We start from the raw sequence: 13,663 nt of genomic DNA, 5'->3' as shown, positions 1-13,663 counted from the left end.
CCATACATTTCCGTGGACGGCGAAAAGGCGCGAAATTCGTGTCGGGCGATGCGGAGGCGGGAGCAAATTCTCCCGCCGAAAAGCACCTTACCCCGGATGCGTCATGTCCTCCGGCCGCACCAGCCGGTCATAATCGGCCTCGCTGACAAGCCCGGTGGCCAGCGCTTCCTCGCGCAGCGTGGTGCCGTTCTTGTGTGCCGTCTTGGCGATCTTGGCGGCGTTGTCGTAGCCGATGGTGGGCGCAAGCGCCGTCACCAGCATCAGCGAGCGGTCGAGCGCCGCCTTGATGTTGTCCTCACGGGCCTCGATGCCGACGACGCAATTGTCGGTGAAGGAGACCGACGCATCGGCAAGCAACTGCACCGACTGCAGGAAGTTGTAGGCCATCAGCGGATTGTAGACATTGAGCTCGAAATGGCCCTGGCTGCCAGCGAAGGTCAGCGCCGCATTGTTGCCGAACACCTGCACGCAGACCTGCGTCATCGCCTCGCATTGCGTCGGATTGACCTTGCCCGGCATGATCGACGAGCCGGGTTCGTTTTCCGGCAGCGACAATTCGCCAAGGCCCGAGCGCGGGCCCGAACCGAGGAAGCGGATGTCGTTGGCGATCTTGAAGAGTGCTGCCGCCGCCGCGTTGATGGCGCCGTGCGAGAACACCATGGAATCATGTGCCGCGAGCGCCTCGAACTTGTTCGGCGCGGTGACGAAAGCGATGCCGGTGATGGCGGCGATGCGATCGGCCACCCGCTCGGCGAAGCCGACCGGTGCGTTGAGGCCGGTGCCGACGGCGGTGCCGCCTTGCGCCAGTTCCTGCAGGCCGGGCAGTGTCATTTCGATGCGCTTGATCGAGGAGGCGACCTGCGCGGCATAGCCGGAAAATTCCTGGCCCAGCGTCAGCGGCGTGGCGTCCTGCGTGTGGGTACGGCCGATCTTGATGATGTGGTTGAAGGCCCGGGCCTTGGCGTCCAGCGCCTTGTGCAGGTGCTTCAGCGCCGGCAGCAAATCGTGCACGATGCGCTCGGCGCAGGCGATGTGCATGGCCGTCGGATAGGTGTCGTTCGACGACTGGCTCATATTGACGTGGTCGTTGGGATGCACCGGCTTCTTCGAGCCCATGACGCCGCCCAGCATCTCGATCGCCCGGTTGGCGATCACCTCATTGGCGTTCATGTTGGACTGCGTGCCCGAGCCGGTCTGCCAGACAACCAGTGGGAAATGGTCGTTGAGCTTGCCGTCGATAACCTCTTGAGCGGCCGCGATGATCGCCTTGCCGATCGCCGGATCGAGCCGCTTCAACTCCATATTGGCTTCCGCCGCCGCCCGCTTGACGATGCCCAGCGCACGCACGATCGAAGCTGGCTGCTTTTCCCAGCCGATCTTGAAATTGCCCAGGGAACGCTGCGCCTGCGCACCCCAATAACGGTCGGCGGCAACCTCGATGGGGCCGAACGTATCGGTTTCGGTTCTGGTCTTTGCAGCGGTCACGGGTCTCTCCTTGTCGAAGTCGGCAACGGCGTATCGCGTTGCACAATTGGCTTCAAGCGGAGATTGCGGGTGGGCCGGATGCAAATCGGTTGAAGGAACGCCTCCGCCTTCAGGCTAGGGCATGATGCCGAAAAGTGTGAAGCGGTTTTCGGACGACATCATGCTCTATTTCTTTGAGTTAGAGTGGCGGACCAACAACGTCGATGCCATGCCTTGCGCAGAAATTGCACCAGTACCGCGATGCGTTCGCGGCCGTCGATCTGAAAGCGCAATCTCCCGTCCAGGATGTGAAACACTTCGTCTTCCGGGCAAGCACATGCAGCGGCGGAGAGTCGCCGTAAGGCATGCGACTCATAGCTGTTGGCGACGGCGATCATCCCGCCCGCGACCGGCCGAAACTCGCTTTGAATGCCCGGCCGCGTCAGGATGAGCCCGTTTTTCGCGGACTTCGCATCGACGCATGGACCGGCAAACGCAACGCCTGCCGGTAGCAGAATCGCCATCGCCATGCGCGCGCTCTTCATGACGCTCCTCCGTTTCGTGGCGCCGAAACTGGACGGACGGACGTCGCTTGTGCTGAAATTCCGCCGATGATGAATCGCCGTGTGCCACAATTGCTTTCACGACGCAGCTTTCTGATGCAGACCGCGGGTCTTGCGGCGGCCGGCGCGCTTTCACGCCCAGCGCTCGGACAGACCGGGCAGCGCATCCAGCCCATCGACGCCACCTTCCTGTTCATCGCCGATGTGCATGCTTGCCGGATGGCGAGCGGCCTCAGCCCCAACTGCCAGCAGGAGGGCAAGACCGACGCCGCGCTGCTGCGCAATGTCGCGGCGCTGAATGCCATCAATGACAAGCACTGGCCGGCCGAGATCAACGGCGTCGCCACCGGCTTGCGTTCGGCCGGCAACCGGATCGGCATGCCGCTCGGTCTTGTCGTCGGGGGCGACATCACCGACGATGGCGGTGGCCAGATCACCCAGCCGAGCGAGGGCACGCAGCTGCTGCAGTTCAGCCAGCGCTATAGCCAAGGCGTCGGCCCGGATCGTGTCGACATGCCGGTCTATGTCGGGCTCGGCAATCATGATCTCGACCAGAACGGTCCGCCGCATCATGTCGATTGGTACCGGCGTGAACTGCGAGACTACGTCGAGGTCAACCACCGCCCCGGCGTGTTCTTCAAACCACCAGTGCCGGCCACCAGCTACGATGTCGACACCGACTGCTATTCATGGGACTGGGGCGGCCTGCACCTTGTGCAGACGCATCGTTTCACCGGCGACACCGGTCACGGCGCCGACTCGAGCCTGCCTTGGCTCAAGCAGGATCTGGCGACCTACGCGGCGGATGGCCGCCCCGTCATCCTGTTCCAGCACTATGGCTGGGACATTTTTTCGACGGAGCGGTGGGATCCCGCCAAGCGCACCTATGATGATGACGGCGCCGGTGCGCCGCACTGGTGGGGCGAGGCCGACAGACAGGCGCTGCTGGCGGCGCTGAGGGGCTACAATGTCGTCGGCATCTTCCACGGCCATCAGCATGACACCCCGCTGATCTACCGCCGTGACGGGCTCGACCTGTTCAAGCCGAAGGCCGCCTATATGGGAGGGTTCGCCGTGGCCCGGGTGACCAGCGATGGCATGGACGTGGCGCTGGCCGAGGCGGCCGACGACCATGGCGAGGTCACCTTCACCAACGCTTTCAGCAAGGGCTGGAGCACTTGAAAAAAGCGGCCCTGGCGGCCGCCTTTCCGATAGGCCACGACATGTCTCGATGCAGGATCAGAGCGCCTTCCTGACCTTGTCCTTCACGTCGCCAGGCCTTCTGCATCTTGCCGGCGACCTTGTCGGCCATGCCCTCGGCCTGGGTCCGTCTGTTGCCGGTCGCCTTGCCGGCAGCCTGTTTGACCGCGCCCTTGACCTGCTTGGCCAGACCGGCGACCTAATCCTTGTTCACCATGTTCCGCATCTCCTGGGAGTTTGAATTCGGGGGAATTCGTCCGCCGGGAACAAACGGGCCGCCATCGGTTAAGTTCCAGGCGCTGTTGCGGAATAGGATGACCGCGCGGACCCGCTTCCGGTGGCAAGGTTGGCGGGATAGGTTGCGCGGACGCACCGTGCGCATGGGGAGAAAAATGGCGGAATTCACGCTCTACATCGGCAACAAATGCTTCTCCTCGTGGTCGCTGCGGCCATGGGTGGCGATGAGGCATCTGGAGATCCCGTTCGAGGAAGGATTTGTGCGGCTGCGTACGCCCGAGACCTTTGCCAATCTGGCGAAAGTGTCGCCGACCGGTCAGGTGCCCGTCCTGAATCACAAGCCGTTGCAGGGAGGGGGCAGGATCGTCTGGGAAACCCTTGCCATTCTTGAGTATCTCGCTGACCTGTTTCCCGAGAAAAAGCTCTGGCCGACCGATATCGGCGCCCGTGCCCTGGCGCGCGCGGCGGCGACCGAGATGCATTCCGGTTTTCGCGAGGTACGCTATGGCTGGCCGATGAATTTGCGGCGGCCGAAGGGACACAAGCCGCTCGACGCCGAAGGGGAAGTGCAGCGGGCGCGCATCGAGGCGTTGTGGCGCGAATGCCGCGAGAAATACGGCAAGGGCGGTCCGTTCCTGTTTGGCCATTTCACCGCGGCCGATGCCATGTATGCGCCGGTCGTCACCCGCTTCGACACCTATGGCGGCGAGCTCGCGCCCGACACCGGGGCCTATGTCGACGCCGTGCTGGCAATGCCTGCGATGCGGCACTGGTATGCGGAGGCGGCGAAGGAGCCATGGCCGGAGCCTGGGCCGGACGAATAGACCGAATGACGGACAGCAATCAGGTTTCGCCCCTGGAGGAGGACCGATGGCCGGCAACCAAGCATCACGTGAAGCCGCAACGACAAGGATCTTCCATTGCCGGCTGATCCCGCCGCGGCCGGACTTCGCCTTCACCATGACCGACGAGGAGAGGGAGCTGATGAGCCGGCATGCCGACTACCTGCGCGCCAAGCTGCGCGAGGGCAGCATGATCTTGGCTGGCCCGGTCGCCGATCCGGCCGGCTCTTGGGGCCTGCTGATCCTGCGTGCCGGCAGCGAGGCCGAGGCAAAGGCGATAACCGATGGCGATCCAGTGGCAAGGTCAGGCCGCGGCTTCCGCTACGAGATCCTGCCGATGATCAGCACGATCATGTAGGCGACACCGAAAGCTAACAGTCCGGCTCCGGCCACAGCGCCTCCAGCATGTCAGGCAAAAGCTCGTCGAGCAGATGCTGGGACCTTGCTTCCGGTATGAGGCGCGAAAACTTGCCGCTCAGCGCCAGATGGGCAAAGCCGTGCACGGCTGACCAGGCTGCCAAAATCATGGCGCTGGCCGGTGCGTCGAGCTCGGCATTCTCGGGCCGCCCAAGCAGCGCCTGGATCGTGCGGGCGATGGGAACCTTGGCCAGATCCGACGCCGCCGCCAGCCGTGCATCGTCGGCCAGCAGAAGGTCATGCCGGAACATCAGCTGGAAGCGGCCGGGATAGGCGAGGGCAAAGCGCACATAGCCGGCGCCTTGCCTTTTCAGCCGCGCGGTCGGGCTTTCGGCCGGTCCTTCGACGTCGATATGGCGTGCGAGTTCCTGGAAACCGAGAATGGCGACTTCGGTCAGCAGCCCGGCCGAACTGCCGAAATGATGCGCGGGCGCCGCAGGCGACACATGCGCCCGCCGCGCCGCGCCGCGCAACGTAAACCCTTCAAGGCCGCGCTCGGCCAAAATGGCGTCCGTCGCCTGGATCAGCGCGTCGCGAAGATCGCCATGATGATAGGATTCCCGGTCTGTTTCCGCCGTCATTCCGCTTTTCCGCGCTCAATCTTTACATTGTATAAATTTCGGGTTAGCTCGTCACTTAACAGTGTTTAGATTTCCCATTTCCCGACCGAATCCGGAGACATCCCCTTGTCCGTCCAAACCCCGGTTGCTGCCTTGTCCGCAATCCCGCGTGCCGTCGTCAATGATCCTCTCGTGCCAAGTCGCTGGACAGCGGCCGATATCCCCGACCAGTCGAGACGTACGGTCATCGTCACCGGCGCCAACAGCGGTCTTGGTTTCCAGACGGCGCTGGAACTGGCGCGCCACGGCGCCCATGTCGTGATGACGGCGCGCGACCAAGACAAGGGAAGGGCGGCAAAGGCTAGGATTGAAGCCGAGCGTGTCAGCGGCTCGCTCGAATTGCGGCGGCTCGATCTTGCCGATCTGGACGATGTGGAGCGCTTTGCCGCTGATATCATCGCGGACGACCTAGCCGTCGATGTGCTGATCAACAATGCCGGCGTCATGATGCCGCCGCGCAGCCTGACCCGGCAGGGTCATGAGCTGCAGTTCGGCGTCAATCATCTCGCCCATTTCGTGCTGACGGCACGTCTTGTCGACCGTCTGGTGCAAAGCAGCGACGGCCGAGTGGTCACCGTCAGCTCCGATCTGCACAAGCGCGGACGGATCCATTTCGACGATCTTACCGGGGCGCGGCACTATGGCCGGGTGTCGTTCTATGCCCAGTCGAAATTCGCCAACGTGCTGTTCGCCCTGGAACTCGATCGTCGCCTGAAAGCCGTGGGCCTGCCGGTGCGAAGCCTGCTCGCCCATCCCGGCTATTCCGCCACCAATCTGCAACTGAGCGGCCCGACCGGCATCCTCAAGCTGTTCATGCGCTTCGGCAATCGCTTCCTGGCGCAGGACGTGGCGATGGGCGCCCTCAATCAGCTCTATGCGGCAACCGCGCCCGCTGCCGCCGGCGGACAGTTTATCGGGCCGGACGGCAAGGGCGAAAAAAGCGGCTATCCCAGGATTGTCCAGCCGATCGCCGCCGCAGGCGATCCCGACATCGCCAAGAGACTGTGGCAGCTGTCAGAGGACTTGACCGGCGTTCGCTTTGTCATCGCAAATCCGGGAGCGGCCAATGCTCTCTGACATCCTTCGCTTCTTCCGCGCCTGGATCCTCGATCCGCTGCGGGTCGCCTCGATCACGCTGTCCAGCGCGGCGCTGGCCAGCCTGATGGTTTCCGAGATTTCCTCCCGGACGGGATCCGTGATCGAGTTGGGGCCAGGCACGGGCGTCTTCACCCATGCTTTGATCCGGCAAGGCCTAGCCTTTGGCACAAATAGGAACGCCCCTCGCACGGTTATTGTGCGGGAGGCGTCCTTTTGTCAGCATTCCTGAGATTGCTCTCTGAAATTGCTGACCCCAATGAAACGCGCTGGCAGGGGACTGGTTCCGGGGTGGTGTGGTTTTTTGGGAGGAGCCTGGTCTTTTTGCAGTTGAGCAGTTGAGACTCCATTCGCATGACAACCTGAAATTGAATCCAGGCTTTTGGAAAACCAGAAATTGACTCGGCGGCAAAAGCAGTCTAGAAGAACTATGTCGATATTTGTTTGACCGACTTTTGTTATCCGCGCACGCATGCGCGCCTTTGACGAACTTCCCCATCAAAAATCGAGACAAAAATCGCTGTGCAGTCGCACCGCGATTACCGAATATTTGCCATGGAAAGGGTTCGTTTATGAGCACCGGCACAGTTAAATGGTTCAACGCCACCAAAGGTTTTGGTTTTATTCAGCCTGACGACGGCTCGGCCGACATTTTCGTCCACATCTCAGCCGTAGAACGCGCGGGCATGCGCGACATCGTCGAGGGCCAGAAGCTCGGCTACGAGATGGTCCGCGACAACAAGTCGGGCAAGATGTCCGCCGATCAGTTGAAGGCGGCCTGAAGAACGAATTCAGCCCTCCCGGTGACCACGGATGTACTGGCACCGGTGAAGGGCGAATTCCGGCGCGTGGCCCTGGAAACCTGAGTTTCCAAGGCACATCATGCGCATGAGAGGAGCGTTTCCGGCGCATCCATCCCTATGCATCCTTCTGGATGTCGCTGGATGCGCGATACTCCCAGGGAAGGTCAGGCGGTGCCTGGCCTTTTTCATTTTACGCCTGCCGCCGCCGAAAATGCACTGCGCATCGGGCTGAACGTGCTAAGGGACGGCTTGGCAATTTGAATCCGCCGCCGTATTGCCCCGATGCCGTGTTGCTTTGTGCGTGGTCTCGACCGACGACCGGTCTCGCCCTACCGGCACCAGGCTCCTGACAGGAGAAAGATTTTGACCGACCATTCGAAAACCGCCGCCGATCCGGCGGTGTCGCTGTTCAGCAAGACGCAAACCCAGTCGATGTCGCTCAACCGCATCCTATCCGAGCGCGACGCCGTCAGCGAGGCGCGGGAAGCCAAGACCGCCCGCTTGCGCGAGCTGCGCCTGGAAAAGGAAGCCGAAGAGATGGCGGCGGCCGCCGCACTTGCGGCGCGGCCGAAAAGAGCCGGAAAACGCTGATGGCCACCAAGCGCGTACCGCCAACGCCGATCGCGGCCGATGCGACCATCGCCGACATGGTCGAAACCCTGGACAAGCCGGTCGAATATGTCCGGCGCGTGCTGGAAAAACTCGAACGCTGCAAGCGCGCCCATGGCGATGCCCAGGTGCGCGTCGGCGTGCGCGGCCGCGCCGAAGCCCCGAACTACCTGATCGAATACGTTCGCGAGGACAAGAAGACCCTGGAGCGGGTCACCTATCAGGATGCCGCCTATAGCGGCAGCACGCATCGCGAACTGGCGCCGCATCACATCGCTGAAGCCAGGAACTGGTCGCCAGAGGAAATGAACATCACGGCGGTTTCGGCGCTGATCGGCCGCTTGCGCAATCCACGCGCCCCATCATCGCGTTTCGCCGACGAGGACTGACATGGCCATAAAATTCTCCGCCAAGGACCAGCCGGCAGCGCCGGCTCCCGCAGCAAAGCCGGCCAAGCCGGCTGCCGCGAAGGCCAGCGAATCGGCCGACCCCGCGACCGATCTGTTCAAGTCACCGGTCGAAGCGCCGGCGCGCAAGACAGGCAAGAAGAAATAGCGCCTTGCCGCGGGACGCCGATCGCAATCCTGCCGCGCCGGGGCTGCTCGCCTTGGCCGCTGCCGCAAGCCGTTCCTCACAACGCGACGCCGCGCCGCTCTTCGACTGCCAGAGCTGCGGCGCGTGCTGTTCCTATTCGGCCGAGTGGCCGCGTTTCTCCACCGAGGATGATGCGCAGCTCGAACGCATTCCTGAAAAATATGTAGCCCTCGACCTGTCCGGCATGCGCTGCGAGGGCGTGCGCTGTTCGGCCCTGACGGGCGAGGTCGGCAAGTCGACCGCTTGCGGCATCTATGAAACGCGCCCGGATGTCTGCCGTGCCTGCATGCCTGGCGACGAGGAGTGCCTGATGGCAAGGGCCGCGCACGGGCTGGCGGTGGGGTAGTTCCATCCCCGCTTTGCGGCGCAAGGAAAACGCCAATCGCCGTCGCTTGCCTCAACTTGCGTCACCCGATAGCTTCCATGCAGGGCAGGGCCGTGGAGGAAATCATCGTGAGCGTCGAGTTTCTGTTGACGTCGCTGATCGTCGTTGCCTCGCCCGGCACCGGCGTTCTCTACACGCTGAGTGCGGGACTTTCGCGCGGTGCGCGGGCTTCGATCATTGCCGCCTTCGGCTGCACGCTCGGCATCATCCCGCACATGGCTGCTGCCATCACCGGCCTTGCGGCGTTGCTGCACACCAGCGCGGTCGCCACGGAGGGAGTTGCCGTCGGCCATCCAGTAGCGCCAGCGGATGGTCGCCCGGTCGCCGGCGACAAAGGTCTCCTCGAGGTCGAAGCGCGTGCCTGGCGATCGCCGACCACAGCTGGACGCATGCTTGCCGCCCCGCATGACGCGCGCCATCAGGCGCCGGCACGGTGTTTTCGATGACGCATTCTTCGGCAATCAGTTCGGGAAGTGCGGACGGGTCGTGCAGTTGGAACACGTCGTTGAAGCGCCGCATGATCTCGGCCGTCTGTCCGGAGCGGTCGTCTGAATTGAGAGTGATAATGCTGTCCTGTTTCATCTCATGCTCCTGATGTCAGTGTGCCGTGGTGGTGGTTGCGAGGAGCTCGGCCTTGAGCGTGATGGAGGCCACGCCGGCCAGGGCGCGCGAAACGAGGCATGTCGTTTTCGCCCTCTCCGCGAGGTTCTGGAATTCATCCGGAGCAAGCCCCGGAATCTCGGCTTGCGTCTCAAGCTCGATGCGGGTGATCGTCGGTCCCGCGGCGGTTGCGCCGAGATGCACCTTGGCGACGGTGCTGATGCTTGTCGGTATGTGATGGGCTGTGCCCAGTATGGCGCTCAGGGCCATAGAGAAGCAGCCGGCATGCGCCGCGGCGATCAGCTCTTCCGGGTTGGTGCCTGGACCGTTTTCGAAACGCGACGGGAAGGAATAGGCGCCTTCGAAGACCCCGCTGCCGAGCTTCACCTTGCCCGAACCCTCTTTCAGCGTCCCTTGCCACTTCGCCGAGGCTTCGCGAATTGTCATTGTCGTTCTCCTTTGGTTTGAGGCATCGATGGGTCAGGCGCCGTCGACGACCACCTTTCCGAAGACGTCGCCCTGCTGGAAATAGCGATAGGCATCGCGGGCCTCGGTGAAGGAAAAGATTTTGTCGACGACGGGCCGCAGGCGGTGCTGCGAAACAGCGCGCAGCATGGCTTCGAGATTGCTCCGGTTGCCGACGAAGAGGCGGCTGATGGTGGCGAGGCTGCGCTGGTAGAGTGCCGCCGGGATCTGGATCGATTCGCCTTTCGCATCCTGCAGCGTGAGCAGCACGATGTGTCCGTAAAGCGTGCTGGCGATCAGCGACTGCGCGAAAGTCGCCGGGCCACCGGTCTCGACGACGAGATCGATGCCGCCGGTCTGGTCGCGGACGGCCGCACCCCATTCGGGCATGTCCGACGTCGAGATCACAAGATCGGCACCCAGCCTCCGTAGCCTGTCGGCTTTCTCCGCGCGCGAGGTGACGGCGGCGACGCGGCAGCCGAGCAGCTTGGCGAACTGCAGTGCAAAGAGCGAGACGCCACCTGAACCGATGACTAGAACCCATTGGCCTGGCTTTGGAATTCCGGCACCCGTCACCGCGTTCCAGGCGGTCACGCCGGCGCAGGTCAGCGTCGCCGCCTCATGCCATTCGAGATGATCGGGCAGGCGCGCCGCCCATTGTTCGTCGAGAACCGCGTATTCCGCCAGCATGCCGTCCAGCGTGCAACCGAGCTGGTCGATGAGACCGGCGTTGATGCGGCCGTCGATCCAGCGGGCGAAATAGGTGCCGGTGACATGGTCACCGACGGCGAAGCGGGTGACGGCATCGCCGATGGCGACAACGTCACCAGCTCCGTCGCTCAATGGAACGACGCTCTGGCGCGGCTGCAGCGGATAGGTGCCGTTGAGGATCATCGTGTCACGCCGGTTGAGCGAGGCGACACGGACGCGCACCACGATTTCATGCGGTTTTGGCTGAGGCTCTGGCTCGTCGCGCATCACCAGGCATTCGGTCCCGCCCGACCCGTCAAGACGATAGCTGCGCATGGTGTTGCGTCCGATATGTAGACTGATCTATATATTATGTAGACCGATTGTCATATTCGACGCAAGGCCTATAATGAAAGCTGCTGACAGAGGTTGACATGGCGAACGACACCCGCACCCGCATACTCGACACGACCGCGCTGCTGCTCCGGCAGCGCGGCTATCACGGCACCTCGCTCAACGACATATTGAGCGCCAGCGGCGCGCCGCGCGGTTCGCTCTACTTCCATTTTCCGGGCGGCAAGGACCAACTGGTGATCGAGGTGACGCGTGACAGTGTTGCCGGGGTGACGGCGAGACTAGGCGAAGCGCTGGCCGCCGAAAGGGATCCGGCGGTGGCGGTCCATCATATCTACCAGGCGGTGGGGCGCATGCTGGAAGACAACCAGTTTTCGCTCGGCTGTCCGATCGCGCCTGTCGTGCTGGACTCACCGACCGACGTGCCGGAGCTGGCGGATTTGTGCGGCGCGGCCTTCGAGCAGTGGATAGGGCTGTTGCGTGAGGCCTTCGTCAGCGCCGGAGTGCCCGAGCGCCGCGCCCACGCTCTGGCGCTGCTGGTCGAATCGTCGCTGGAAGGGCTGATGGTGATCGCCCGCGCCACCCGGGACCGCGCCCCGCTACAGGCGGTGGCGGACGAAGTCGCGGCGCTGATCGAAGCCGCGGTGCTTGCCGGCGAGGTTCAGCGACGCGCGGAGGCCGGTGTCTGAAGTCAAGCCCCCTGGTTCGGGAAGCAGGCGCTGGCGCTGAGGTTCGGGCCGTTAGCCAGCGACGTCAGGAAGGCCGGCAGCATGGTCGTGAATTTGTAGGAAGCCTGGACGCTCGAAAAGCCGGACAGGCCCGAGCAGGATGGTCGCTACCGTTGCAGGAGGCAATGAAAAAGGGCGGCATCGCTGCCGCCCTTTCGGATGCATAAGCCAGGTGGCTTGGATTAGAAATCCATGCCGCCGCTCAAGCCTGCTTGCGGGCTTGAGCGATGTTAGTTCAAGGGCGTGCTTTATGGACTTCTTAGAAGTCCATGCCGCCACTCAAGCCCGCTTGCGGGCTTGAGCATTGTTAGTTGATGGGCGCGCTTTATGGACTTCTTAGAAGTCCATGCCGCCCATGCCGCCCATGCCGCCGCCGCCCATGCCGCCAGGCATGCCGCCGCCAGCCGACTCCTTCTTCGGAGCCTCCGCGATCATGGCTTCGGTGGTGACGAGCAGGCCGGCGACCGAGGCCGCGTCCTGGAGAGCCGTGCGCACAACCTTGACCGGATCGACGATACCCATGGCGATCATGTCGCCATATTCGCCGGTCTGGGCGTTGTAGCCGAAGGTCGCGCCCTTGTTCTCAAGGATCTTGCCGGCAACGATCGATGCTTCCGCACCGGCGTTCGAGGCGATCTGGCGGGCCGGAGCCTGCAGAGCGCGACGCACGATGTTGATGCCAGCAGCCTGGTCGGCATTGGCGCCGGCAGCCTTGATGTTGGCCGAAGCGCGCAGCAGGGCCACGCCACCGCCGGCAACGATGCCTTCTTCCACGGCCGCGCGGGTCGCGTTCAGCGCATCGTCAACGCGGTCCTTCTTTTCCTTGACTTCGACTTCCGTCGCACCGCCGACGCGGATCACCGCAACGCCGCCCGCCAGCTTGGCCAGACGTTCCTGCAGCTTCTCCTTGTCGTAGTCCGAAGTGGTCTCTTCGATCTGCTGCTTGATCTGGGCAACGCGGCCCTGGATCTCGGCCTTCTTGCCGGCGCCGTCGACGATGGTGGTGTTCTCCTTGGAGATCGACACCTTCTTGGCGCGGCCGAGCATGTTGAGGCCGACATTCTCGAGCTTGATGCCGAGGTCTTCCGAGATGACCTGGCCACCGGTGAGGATGGCGATGTCTTCCAGCATGGCCTTGCGGCGATCACCGAAGCCCGGAGCCTTGACGGCGGCGATCTTCAGGCCGCCACGCAGCTTGTTGACGACCAGCGTGGCCAGGGCCTCGCCTTCGACGTCTTCGGAGATGATGAGCAGCGGCTTCGAGGTCTGCACGACGGCTTCGAGAACCGGCAGCATTGCCTGCAGGTTGGAGAGCTTCTTCTCGTGGAGGAGGATGTAGGCGTCCTCGAGATCGGCGACCATCTTGTCGGCGTTGGTGACGAAGTAGGGCGAGAGATAGCCGCGGTCGAACTGCATGCCTTCGACGACTTCGAGTTCGGTCTCGGCGGTCTTGGCTTCCTCGACGGTGATGACGCCTTCGTTGCCGACCTTCTGCATCGCTTCCGCGATCATCTTGCCGACCGACTCGTCGCCATTGGCCGAGATGGTGCCGACCTGGGCGACTTCCTCGGAGGTCTTGATCTTCTTGGCGGCCTTGCCGAGCGCCGCGACGACCTCGGTGACGGCCAGATCGATGCCGCGCTTCAGGTCCATCGGGTTCATGCCGGCGGCAACCGACTTGTGGCCTTCCTGGACGATCGACTGCGCCAGAACGGTCGCGGTCGTGGTGCCGTCGCCGGCGATGTCATTGGTCTTCGAAGCAACTTCGCGGACCATCTGGGCGCCCATGTTCTCGAACTTGTCCTCAAGCTCGATTTCCTTGGCGACGGTGACACCGTCCTTGGTGATGCGCGGTGCGCCGAACGACTTGTCGATGACGACGTTGCGGCCCTTGGGGCCGAGCGTGACCTTCACCGCATCGGCGAGGATGTTGACGCCGCGCAGCATGCGCTCACGGGCATCACGGGAGAATTTTACGTCTTTGGCAGCCATTTTTA

At 63.2% G+C, this 13,663-nt stretch carries 17 protein-coding genes and 2 pseudogenes; 12 read left to right on the top strand and 7 right to left on the bottom strand.

Going from position 1 to position 13,663, the window contains the following annotated elements; all coding sequences use genetic code 11:
• Nucleotides 1-87: 87 nt before the first annotated feature.
• Together fumC and FJ546_RS31525 are read right to left on the bottom strand one after the other, a co-directional pair.
• Nucleotides 88-1,485, bottom strand: coding sequence for a class II fumarate hydratase (gene fumC, locus FJ546_RS07980; protein ID WP_140888818.1), 1,398 nt, complete (start codon nucleotides 1,483-1,485; stop codon nucleotides 88-90).
• A gap of 158 nt (nucleotides 1,486-1,643) precedes the next feature.
• Nucleotides 1,644-2,009, bottom strand: coding sequence for a hypothetical protein (locus FJ546_RS31525; RefSeq protein WP_246686779.1), 366 nt, complete (start codon nucleotides 2,007-2,009; stop codon nucleotides 1,644-1,646).
• A 66-nt stretch (nucleotides 2,010-2,075) separates the two neighbouring features.
• On the opposite strand from FJ546_RS31525, the gene FJ546_RS07970 reads away from it, so the two are divergent.
• Nucleotides 2,076-3,209, top strand: a complete 1,134-nt coding sequence (locus FJ546_RS07970; protein ID WP_140888817.1) for a metallophosphoesterase — start codon at nucleotides 2,076-2,078, stop codon at nucleotides 3,207-3,209.
• Between the two features lie 57 nt (nucleotides 3,210-3,266).
• Here the strand turns inward: FJ546_RS07970 and FJ546_RS07965 are convergent.
• Nucleotides 3,267-3,417 (bottom strand): annotated as a pseudogene (locus FJ546_RS07965) (CsbD family protein).
• Between the two features lie 202 nt (nucleotides 3,418-3,619).
• On the opposite strand from FJ546_RS07965, the gene FJ546_RS07960 reads away from it, so the two are divergent.
• The gene (locus FJ546_RS07960; protein WP_181167852.1) at nucleotides 3,620-4,288 is read left to right on the top strand and encodes a glutathione S-transferase family protein; all 669 of its coding nucleotides are present in this window, start codon (nucleotides 3,620-3,622) and stop codon (nucleotides 4,286-4,288) included.
• A gap of 46 nt (nucleotides 4,289-4,334) precedes the next feature.
• A complete protein-coding gene (locus FJ546_RS07955) occupies nucleotides 4,335-4,664 on the top strand; it encodes a YciI family protein (protein WP_246686778.1) in 330 nt (109 codons plus the stop codon).
• Nucleotides 4,665-4,677: 13 nt separating this feature from the next.
• Here FJ546_RS07955 and FJ546_RS07950 read toward each other — a convergent pair whose 3' ends face one another.
• A complete protein-coding gene (locus FJ546_RS07950; protein ID WP_140888815.1) occupies nucleotides 4,678-5,304 on the bottom strand; it encodes a TetR/AcrR family transcriptional regulator in 627 nt (208 codons plus the stop codon).
• Between the two features lie 105 nt (nucleotides 5,305-5,409).
• On the opposite strand from FJ546_RS07950, the gene FJ546_RS07945 reads away from it, so the two are divergent.
• The 8 genes and pseudogenes from FJ546_RS07945 to FJ546_RS07915 all read left to right on the top strand — a co-directional run.
• Entirely contained in the window at nucleotides 5,410-6,420 is a 1,011-nt protein-coding gene (locus FJ546_RS07945) for an oxidoreductase (RefSeq protein WP_210243100.1), read from the top strand.
• Nucleotides 6,410-6,670 carry a hypothetical protein gene (locus FJ546_RS07940; RefSeq protein ID WP_140888814.1) on the top strand — a complete coding sequence of 87 codons (261 nt, stop codon included), beginning with the start codon at nucleotides 6,410-6,412 and terminating at the stop codon, nucleotides 6,668-6,670. The genes FJ546_RS07945 and FJ546_RS07940 overlap by 11 nt, the downstream gene beginning before the upstream one ends.
• A gap of 340 nt (nucleotides 6,671-7,010) precedes the next feature.
• Complete coding sequence (locus FJ546_RS07935) at nucleotides 7,011-7,220, top strand: cold-shock protein (protein ID WP_140888813.1); 210 nt, start codon at nucleotides 7,011-7,013, stop codon at nucleotides 7,218-7,220.
• Nucleotides 7,221-7,604: 384 nt separating this feature from the next.
• A complete protein-coding gene (locus tag FJ546_RS07930; protein ID WP_095770917.1) occupies nucleotides 7,605-7,832 on the top strand; it encodes a hypothetical protein in 228 nt (75 codons plus the stop codon).
• Entirely contained in the window at nucleotides 7,832-8,239 is a 408-nt protein-coding gene (locus FJ546_RS07925) for a hypothetical protein (protein ID WP_010915422.1), read from the top strand. Before FJ546_RS07930 ends, FJ546_RS07925 begins: the two co-directional genes overlap by 1 nt.
• Before the next feature lies 1 nt (nucleotide 8,240).
• On the top strand, nucleotides 8,241-8,405 hold the full coding sequence (locus FJ546_RS31125) for a hypothetical protein (RefSeq protein WP_181167851.1): 165 nt from the start codon (nucleotides 8,241-8,243) through the stop codon (nucleotides 8,403-8,405).
• Between the two features lie 4 nt (nucleotides 8,406-8,409).
• Nucleotides 8,410-8,790 carry a YkgJ family cysteine cluster protein gene (locus FJ546_RS07920; RefSeq protein ID WP_140888812.1) on the top strand — a complete coding sequence of 127 codons (381 nt, stop codon included), beginning with the start codon at nucleotides 8,410-8,412 and terminating at the stop codon, nucleotides 8,788-8,790.
• A gap of 107 nt (nucleotides 8,791-8,897) precedes the next feature.
• Nucleotides 8,898-9,098, top strand: a pseudogene (locus FJ546_RS07915) (LysE family transporter); the annotation flags it as partial.
• A 328-nt stretch (nucleotides 9,099-9,426) separates the two neighbouring features.
• On the opposite strand, the gene FJ546_RS07905 reads toward FJ546_RS07915, so the two are convergent.
• Nucleotides 9,427-9,876, bottom strand: coding sequence for an OsmC family protein (locus tag FJ546_RS07905; RefSeq protein WP_140888811.1), 450 nt, complete (start codon nucleotides 9,874-9,876; stop codon nucleotides 9,427-9,429).
• Nucleotides 9,877-9,909: 33 nt separating this feature from the next.
• The gene (locus tag FJ546_RS07900; protein WP_140888810.1) at nucleotides 9,910-10,920 is read right to left on the bottom strand and encodes an NAD(P)-dependent alcohol dehydrogenase; all 1,011 of its coding nucleotides are present in this window, start codon (nucleotides 10,918-10,920) and stop codon (nucleotides 9,910-9,912) included.
• A gap of 98 nt (nucleotides 10,921-11,018) precedes the next feature.
• Here FJ546_RS07900 and FJ546_RS07895 point away from each other — a divergent pair, with 98 nt between their 5' ends.
• On the top strand, nucleotides 11,019-11,627 hold the full coding sequence (locus FJ546_RS07895) for a TetR/AcrR family transcriptional regulator (protein WP_140888809.1): 609 nt from the start codon (nucleotides 11,019-11,021) through the stop codon (nucleotides 11,625-11,627).
• A gap of 375 nt (nucleotides 11,628-12,002) precedes the next feature.
• On the opposite strand, the gene groL is transcribed toward FJ546_RS07895, so the two are convergent.
• Nucleotides 12,003-13,658, bottom strand: coding sequence for a chaperonin GroEL (gene groL, locus FJ546_RS07885; RefSeq protein ID WP_095770579.1), 1,656 nt, complete (start codon nucleotides 13,656-13,658; stop codon nucleotides 12,003-12,005).
• Nucleotides 13,659-13,663 lie beyond the last annotated feature (5 nt).

It is taken from the genome of Mesorhizobium sp. B2-4-19, from assembly GCF_006441315.1.
In the GTDB taxonomy this organism is placed as follows: Bacteria; Pseudomonadota; Alphaproteobacteria; order Rhizobiales; family Rhizobiaceae; genus Mesorhizobium.
This window is presented reverse-complemented; position numbering and strand designations above follow the sequence as displayed.

Coding starts and splice junctions, on each gene's coding strand:
- FJ546_RS31525 (WP_246686779.1), bottom strand. CDS start 2,009: ATGAAGAGCGCGCGCATGGCGATGGCGATTCTGCTACCGGCAGGCGTT.
- FJ546_RS07940 (WP_140888814.1), top strand. CDS start 6,410: ATGCTCTCTGACATCCTTCGCTTCTTCCGCGCCTGGATCCTCGATCCG.
- FJ546_RS07935 (WP_140888813.1), top strand. CDS start 7,011: ATGAGCACCGGCACAGTTAAATGGTTCAACGCCACCAAAGGTTTTGGT.
- FJ546_RS07955 (WP_246686778.1), top strand. CDS start 4,335: ATGGCCGGCAACCAAGCATCACGTGAAGCCGCAACGACAAGGATCTTC.
- FJ546_RS07900 (WP_140888810.1), bottom strand. CDS start 10,920: ATGCGCAGCTATCGTCTTGACGGGTCGGGCGGGACCGAATGCCTGGTG.
- FJ546_RS07950 (WP_140888815.1), bottom strand. CDS start 5,304: ATGACGGCGGAAACAGACCGGGAATCCTATCATCATGGCGATCTTCGC.
- groL (WP_095770579.1), bottom strand. CDS start 13,658: ATGGCTGCCAAAGACGTAAAATTCTCCCGTGATGCCCGTGAGCGCATG.
- FJ546_RS07895 (WP_140888809.1), top strand. CDS start 11,019: ATGGCGAACGACACCCGCACCCGCATACTCGACACGACCGCGCTGCTG.
- FJ546_RS07925 (WP_010915422.1), top strand. CDS start 7,832: ATGGCCACCAAGCGCGTACCGCCAACGCCGATCGCGGCCGATGCGACC.
- FJ546_RS07960 (WP_181167852.1), top strand. CDS start 3,620: ATGGCGGAATTCACGCTCTACATCGGCAACAAATGCTTCTCCTCGTGG.
- FJ546_RS31125 (WP_181167851.1), top strand. CDS start 8,241: ATGGCCATAAAATTCTCCGCCAAGGACCAGCCGGCAGCGCCGGCTCCC.
- FJ546_RS07970 (WP_140888817.1), top strand. CDS start 2,076: ATGATGAATCGCCGTGTGCCACAATTGCTTTCACGACGCAGCTTTCTG.
- FJ546_RS07905 (WP_140888811.1), bottom strand. CDS start 9,876: ATGACAATTCGCGAAGCCTCGGCGAAGTGGCAAGGGACGCTGAAAGAG.